Origin of the sequence: Legionella septentrionalis (assembly GCF_003989745.1) — a bacterium.
GTDB lineage: Bacteria > Pseudomonadota > Gammaproteobacteria > Legionellales > Legionellaceae > Legionella_A > Legionella_A septentrionalis.
Map to the genome: position 1 here is coordinate 1 of NZ_RZGS01000058.1, position 6,619 is coordinate 6,619.

The window sequence follows — 6,619 nt, forward strand, 5'->3', positions numbered from 1 at the left end:
GCATCATCATACTATCAAAGCTCCTATCGCGGGAGAGGGGGTAGATCGAAGTGAAATAGAAAAATTTGTGCTCAATTTAAGATGAAATCTTGTCTAAAAAACTTTAGGGACGTTGCCTAGTAAAAATAAAGTTTCTCTATCGAATAAGCCCTTATCTTTATTTGTAGAACCTACTAACATTTGTAATTTAACCTGTCCTTCTTGCCCAACTGGTAATAATACCCTCACCAGAAAAAAAGGTCATATGTCATTGGATTTATTTAAAAATCTAATGGATGAAGTGGGTAATTATCTTGTGCAGCTATTTTTCTGGAATTATGGGGAACCCACATTAAATCCCCATTATGCTGAAATGCTGACTTATGCCAAGAAAAAAATATTTATATTCAAATGGATATAAATGGAACCACATTAAATAACGTGGCTAATTGCGAAAAAATTGTTAAAACCGGCCTCGACCGAATAACCATATCACTGGATGGTGTTACCAATCATTCCTATAAGGAATTTAGAGGCAAGAATATGTTTGAAACCGTTCGTGACGGCGTTCAAAAGTTAAGTGAGGCTAAAAAAAGATTGGGCTCTAAAACCCCTTTCATTGAATTGCAATTTATTTTAATGAAAACCAATGAGCACGAAGTGGATGATATTGTGCAATTAGCAAAAAGAGTTGGAGCGAATGAAGTCACATTACGTTATTTTATTTTTAGGCAGTACGACCAAGCTCTATTAAAAGCATTATTGGATAAATATAAGCCTAGTAATGATGAATATGCGATTTACACGTCTTGCAATGGTATTGCTGATTACAAAAGAAGCATTGATCAATCTTGTTTCATGATGTATTCCAGCTCTTGTGTTTTTTGGGATGGAGAGGTCGTACCTTGTTGCTATGATGCCTATGCGAAAGTACCTTTAGGAAATATTACCGAGAGTGGTTTTCTTAACGTATGGAATGGGGAAAAGTATCAATCATTTCGAAAAAAAATATTCACAGAAAAAAGAAGTGTTGGCTTATGCAAGAACTGCAATTCCTTCGAAAATTGGGTACAGCAAAGAATACCCATTACTGATTCAATTTGAGTTATTTTTAAGACTTGATTATTAATCCACCACCTAAATTTAACTTTTGGTCTGGTATGTGCTCTTGCGTTTGCTCAATTTGCTTTTGCTAAACCCGCTAATTTGGGATTAGGGACGCAGGCAGTTAAAATTTATCATGACTCAGGTGAATATGAAAAATCACCATATTATAAGGGCAAGTAAAGCCGGCACCACGTTACCGACTACCTATAACGGTGTAATTCCATCAACCGCATATTATACCGTTACCAATAATACAGCTTCTCCCCGCAGTGGGAATTTTGTGCGTAGTTTACCTAAAAATGCTGTACAAGTGCGCAGCAATGGAACTTATCCAGACACGTGCGGAGCCCAGTTTCATCTTGCTCCTCGAGGTGCTCGTGGGGATAGCTGTACCTTACAACTTAATATTCTGGGTGCGATAGATGGAAATGATACCAATCCCAATCATCTGATTTTTGTTTGTTTTCCAGGTGGGTTGAGTTGTGCTGGAGCATCTCCCCAACTGAATGTGAAATTAGTGGACCCTTGGATTCCTTTATCTGTGGCGTATGAAATCGTTTACATAGCAAATGCCGCAACTAATCCACGCTCTTTTGTACAAACGTATAAAGATGCCGGTACTAATCCAGTATTTACAGATGCAGAGTGGAATGCATTTATTCCTCCAGACGGCTACACCAAAAATACAACACGCTATTTACAGTTTAATGAACAAATTTTCCTGGCCTCACCTGGGCAACCCGTGGGCTCCACCACTTACATTACCACAGCAGGAACCCCTTCAGGCTACACTTGAGGTGCGATGTCTAATGCGATAAATGCCATGTGGCCTTACGATGCCGCGCAATATCCAGATCCTCCGTCTAACCTTGGCCCTTTTGAAGCTGGAAACTTTACCGCGACCCCACCTGCCGGTGTGGTTAAAGTCACTGCTAATTACAAAGCACAAGAAATGAAGTTTTATGCGAATGAAAATGGCGTACCTCCTGGAACACCAGGGGCTGTGCCTATTCTTCGATTTTATCTGATCGACCCATGGGGAAATGAATACATCATGCATGCATCAGCCCAGGATAATCCGACTGATGTTAAAGCTGCTTTTGATGCGGCCATCCTGCCTCCTGGTTTTCGCAAGGTATCGCGTTATCTTAAAAAAGATTTTATTTTAAGACCGGCGACTGGTCCTGATAATGCATTTGAATACAATCTCTTACGCGATAATGAAAATAATACTTATCACCAAACGAAGTGGAATGCGAAAGGGATAACCATTACTTCCCGAATTCAACGCTCAGGAATGCCTATCTGGGGGGGAAGATTGGGGAATACCTTAAAAATTACCCGTTCTTTTGACAATACTATCTATGGTGGCGGAGGGAAAAATGTCTTTATTTTTCCAACTACCTTAACAGCTGGGCTTAATACAATTGCTGATTTTAATGTGGATGGGGATAAGCTTGATTTTCAAGGACAAATTTATACGCCTATTGTTTTACCATCCGGGATTAGAGTCGATTTGGAAAACGGAGCAAGTGTATTATTAAGCAGAATATTTTACTTTGATGATACCTGGGTTATCACTTAATAATTATTTTTGGGGTCGGATGCACTGAGACCCCAAGGCTTCCTATACATACCTGATATCGAGCCAAAACTCGATTTGAAATATTTATTGCAGGGCAATTAGGCGAAAACTATCAATTATTTTTCGCCATTTAACCCTTTTACCGAAACTTTTTCTTGGATGATTTGTTTTAGCCTGCTCGCTGGTTTTGACTAGCCGGGTGGCCATGTCATCTGGCGGCCACCTAAAACGTGTAAATGAATATGGTAAACTTCTTGTCCGCCATCCGAATTTACATTGAAAACAAGCCGGTAACCTTTAGCCAATCCTTCTATTTGTGCAATTTTACGGGCTGCTAACAGCATTCTTCCTAATAACTGCTCATCTTTTGTATCCGCATCGTTAATCGTGGCAATGTGCTGTTTGGGTATAACCAATATATGCGTAGGCGCTTGCGGGTTTATGTCACGGAACGCCATGATTTCCGTATCCTCAAAGACAATATTTGCAGGAATTTCCCCCCTGGTAATTTTACAAAATAAACAGCTCATAATCGTCCTGATTATTGTTAACAATGCATTGATTATAACAAAAAACTTCTTTTTAGTCAGAGATACCGCTGCTTGTTTAATTTTTCAAAAAATATGCTGTAAAGGTCTGAGCTAATGATGTATGCAACCGGTTTTGAATTTTATAGGCAGGATTAGTTGACGATTTTTAAAATCCGTTTACATAATGATAAACCATCCATGAGGAGGTGCCTATGTATAAAGTAAACTTGCACAAGGAAGGAAATTTAAGTGTTAGGATGAAATTGGATTTAACCAAGTACTTAAAAAACATACCTATTTCTTCACCCCTCATCCCGTTGGATACTCTGGTTTCACTCGAGGCGGACAGCTTAAATGAGTTTGCCGAAGAGCGGAAAAAATTGGAAGATGCCATTCTCGATCTTTCCGCTGATGTCATCTGGATTGCCATCAAAGAACTTATCGCCGAGCAATGCGATAAAAGTATTGTGGAACACAATCTGCTTTCCAGTTATTTAAGGTCCAATGAAGAAAATGGCACTCCCCACGCGCTTGAAAGCCTGAATGGTAGTTTTCCAGAATTGCTTAAAAATTGGGTTGATGCTCTTATTAAGAAATATTTAAGCGATGGAAAAACCACGACTTTAGAGGTGTTAATTGCTTGCAAGCTGGTTAAGAGCAAGGTGGGTGGAGATTGCGAAGAGTGCAGGGATGATTTGGTTATCTCTATGATTGATAATGGTTGCGGTTTTCCTGAAGAGTATATGAGGAATTTTCAAAATTATCTGCATGAGAAGTCATATAAATTCCAGGCTAAACCCAGTGAAAAACAGGAAAATTATTTTTTCGGCGGCGCCGGGAAAGGTTTACCTATTTTTCTCGCTTATTTTATTGATGGCGAAATATTGGAAGATTTTTCAAAACCAATCAAGGTTAAAGAGGTAGCAGGTGCAAATATTTCTATCTCGATTAACAAAAACGTAAAAACGCAAGGTGCAGAAATAACGTTGGTTTCGCCCCTGAAGCCTTTGGCTGCGCTAGAAGAAAATCAGGATGATTTAATGGGTACAGAAAGAAAACCTGTCCCAATACTAATGTCCCCACCCGCTGCAAAATTTAAAAAAAGAGTGAATTTTTTTCTGGAAGAAAGTCCGCAGAAACTGACGAGGCAATTTGAAAAATTTGCGGTGGATAAAAAAACGGTAGAAGGGGACGATGAGGCGAGCGTAGAATCGGAAAAACGCCCAGTTTTTGCCTTTCATCAGTAAATTGCGCATAATATTGCGTCTTTTTAATAGCCTACAGGTATGATAATGGGTTTAATGGAAATCAAAAGCGGCCGTGACGTGCCCAATGAAATTAACGTCATCATTGAGATCCCAATGCACGGGGAGCCCGTTAAGTATGAAGTGGATAAACAAACAGGTGCGTTGTTTGTTGACCGCTTTATGACAACGGCTATGTATTATCCGGCAAACTACGGATATATCCCAAATACATTATCCGAAGACGGCGACCCGGTTGATGTGTTGGTGGTAACGCCAGTTCCTTTAATTAGTGGTGCCGTGATCCGTTGCCGTGCCGTAGGCGTCCTTAAAATGACGGATGAATCAGGGGTTGATGCGAAATTAATTGCAGTTCCTATCAGCAAACTCAGTAAAATGTATGAAAACGTGGAAACGTATAAAGATTTGCCGCAACCATTGCTTTTATCCATTGAGCATTTTTTCAAACATTATAAAGATTTGGAAGAGGGGAAATGGGTGAAGGTTGATGGCTGGGAAGGCCCGAAGGCGGCGCATGAAGAAATACTGGGGAGTGTTGCACGTTACCAAGAAAACCATTCTAAACAGTAAGTTCTGCATCCTGGGTGGCATGAATCGCTACCCAGGATGGCTATATGCTTGGCCATTGCTGGCATGCTAATCAAGATTTTTTGCCTAAACTCGTTTCAAGGCAAGCGCCATGAAAATATAAGTCCAGCCGCTTATCATCAAATCCACTGCCACAAATAAACCGATTACCCAAAACCCACTCCACGGCCATTGCATGAGGATGAGGATGCCGAGCAGGACCGCAATTAAACCAGCTAATAAAAGCCAGCCCCACCCGCGGGAATGGCGTAAGGCAAGTGCCATGATGACCCGAATGGTTCCTATGACGATTAATACAGCAGCGATCAATGCGGTGAGTACTGTCGATGCAAAAATCGGATCATAAACAATGATGCCGCCCCCGACGATGTATAAAACGCCAATCAAGGCATGCCACAAAACACCATTCCAGTCACGGCATTTAAAGGCATCAATAATTTGCATAACGCCAGCGATGATTAATAAAACACCTAAAACTAAAACACTAGCCAGGGTTAGCCCAACCACCATGCCTAGCCCGATTGCGCCCAGAAGGACGAACAAAATCCCCAAGCCCAATAACCAACCCCAGCTGCGCTGTAGCCCAGCAGGAATTTTTGTTGTTTTTACAGTCATAAAATATCCTTATAAGTTAAATCCCATTAAAAAATATAATCTTAAACGGCTACGAAGTATAGACTTTTAAATTTCCGCCATGGTCGGTTTTGCAAGAAGGTTACAGGCTAACGGCCGTTTCGATAGTAACCGTAAGACTCGATTGGACAGCGGCTTAACTGCGTTTCCGCAAGCTGTTTGCAAAATCAAATTTAGGGATTTCTATGTGAAAAATAATTGCCAAAACGCGGGTAATAAAAATACAAGACAAGGTAATAACAATATTTATATTTTCAGGGATGTTAAGGTAATCCAAAATAATAAACAATAAAGCGCCCGCCAATGCAATTACTGCATATAATTCTTTGCGTAATACCAAAGGAATATCATTGCACAAAATATCGCGCAGCATGCCGCCGCTAATCCCGGTAATCATTCCGCCTATGACAGCAACAATGGGCGACATCCCGAAGGTAAGAATCTTTTGTGTACCAAGGATGACGAAAGCAGCCAAGCCTAATGCATCCAGAATTAAAAAAACTTTCATGATGCGAACCAGTGAGTGGGCCACGAAAATAGTCAAAAAAGCAGCGATGCAGGTATAGAGCAGATAATGCGGGTGTGCAATCCAAGTCAGGGGCGGCGTATTAAATAACACATCGCGTACAGTGCCCCCTCCCAAAGCGGTAACCGAAGCAATAAGCATTACCCCAAAGAAATCCATTTTTTTACGCCCGGCGGCAATCGCGCCAGTAATGGCTTCTACACAGATGCCGATAATAAATAAATAATGTAGAACCATAATGACTGCTCATAAAAAAAACGATCATATCATTGCCCAATCGATATATAAACTAGGTTCTGTCGACATTGATGATTGTGTATAATCTGCGATAGAAATGACATGGTGGTTTTATGCTTACAGATGATGAATGGAACAGGATTAAAGATTGCTTACCAGGTAAGTCGGG

General features: G+C 40.5%; 8 protein-coding genes and 1 pseudogene. 6 read left to right on the forward strand and 3 right to left on the reverse strand.

Features of this window, described 5'->3' with window-relative positions:
* Positions 1–112: 112 nt before the first annotated feature.
* From ELY11_RS12745 to ELY11_RS11860, 4 genes and pseudogenes are all read left to right on the forward strand, one after another.
* Positions 113–597 (forward strand): annotated as a pseudogene (locus ELY11_RS12745) (radical SAM protein); the annotation flags it as partial.
* Positions 598–840: 243 nt separating this feature from the next.
* Positions 841–1,083 (forward strand): SPASM domain-containing protein, encoded by a 243-nt coding sequence (locus ELY11_RS12750; protein ID WP_325049676.1) that lies wholly within the window; start codon positions 841–843, stop codon positions 1,081–1,083.
* Positions 1,084–1,234: 151 nt separating this feature from the next.
* Positions 1,235–1,882: a hypothetical protein gene (locus tag ELY11_RS11855; RefSeq protein ID WP_126953374.1), complete on the forward strand. Its 648-nt coding sequence runs from the start codon at positions 1,235–1,237 to the stop codon at positions 1,880–1,882.
* 6 nt (positions 1,883–1,888) lie between these two features.
* Positions 1,889–2,671: a calcium-binding protein gene (locus tag ELY11_RS11860; protein WP_126953373.1), complete on the forward strand. Its 783-nt coding sequence runs from the start codon at positions 1,889–1,891 to the stop codon at positions 2,669–2,671.
* 191 nt (positions 2,672–2,862) lie between these two features.
* Here the strand turns inward: ELY11_RS11860 and ELY11_RS11865 are convergent, their stop codons facing one another.
* Complete coding sequence (locus ELY11_RS11865) at positions 2,863–3,201, reverse strand: histidine triad nucleotide-binding protein (RefSeq protein ID WP_126953372.1); 339 nt, start codon at positions 3,199–3,201, stop codon at positions 2,863–2,865.
* 212 nt (positions 3,202–3,413) lie between these two features.
* Here ELY11_RS11865 and ELY11_RS11870 point away from each other — a divergent pair, with 212 nt between their 5' ends.
* Positions 3,414–4,448, forward strand: coding sequence for an ATP-binding protein (locus ELY11_RS11870; RefSeq protein ID WP_127033766.1), 1,035 nt, complete (start codon positions 3,414–3,416; stop codon positions 4,446–4,448).
* Between the two features lie 45 nt (positions 4,449–4,493).
* Positions 4,494–5,036 carry an inorganic diphosphatase gene (ppa, locus tag ELY11_RS11875; protein WP_127033768.1) on the forward strand — a complete coding sequence of 181 codons (543 nt, stop codon included), beginning with the start codon at positions 4,494–4,496 and terminating at the stop codon, positions 5,034–5,036.
* An 84-nt stretch (positions 5,037–5,120) separates the two neighbouring features.
* Here ppa and ELY11_RS11880 read toward each other — a convergent pair whose 3' ends face one another.
* Together ELY11_RS11880 and ELY11_RS11885 are read right to left on the reverse strand one after the other, a co-directional pair.
* Complete coding sequence (locus tag ELY11_RS11880; RefSeq protein ID WP_126953369.1) at positions 5,121–5,669, reverse strand: HdeD family acid-resistance protein; 549 nt, start codon at positions 5,667–5,669, stop codon at positions 5,121–5,123.
* A 154-nt stretch (positions 5,670–5,823) separates the two neighbouring features.
* Entirely contained in the window at positions 5,824–6,450 is a 627-nt protein-coding gene (locus ELY11_RS11885) for a trimeric intracellular cation channel family protein (protein WP_126953368.1), read from the reverse strand.
* Positions 6,451–6,619 lie beyond the last annotated feature (169 nt).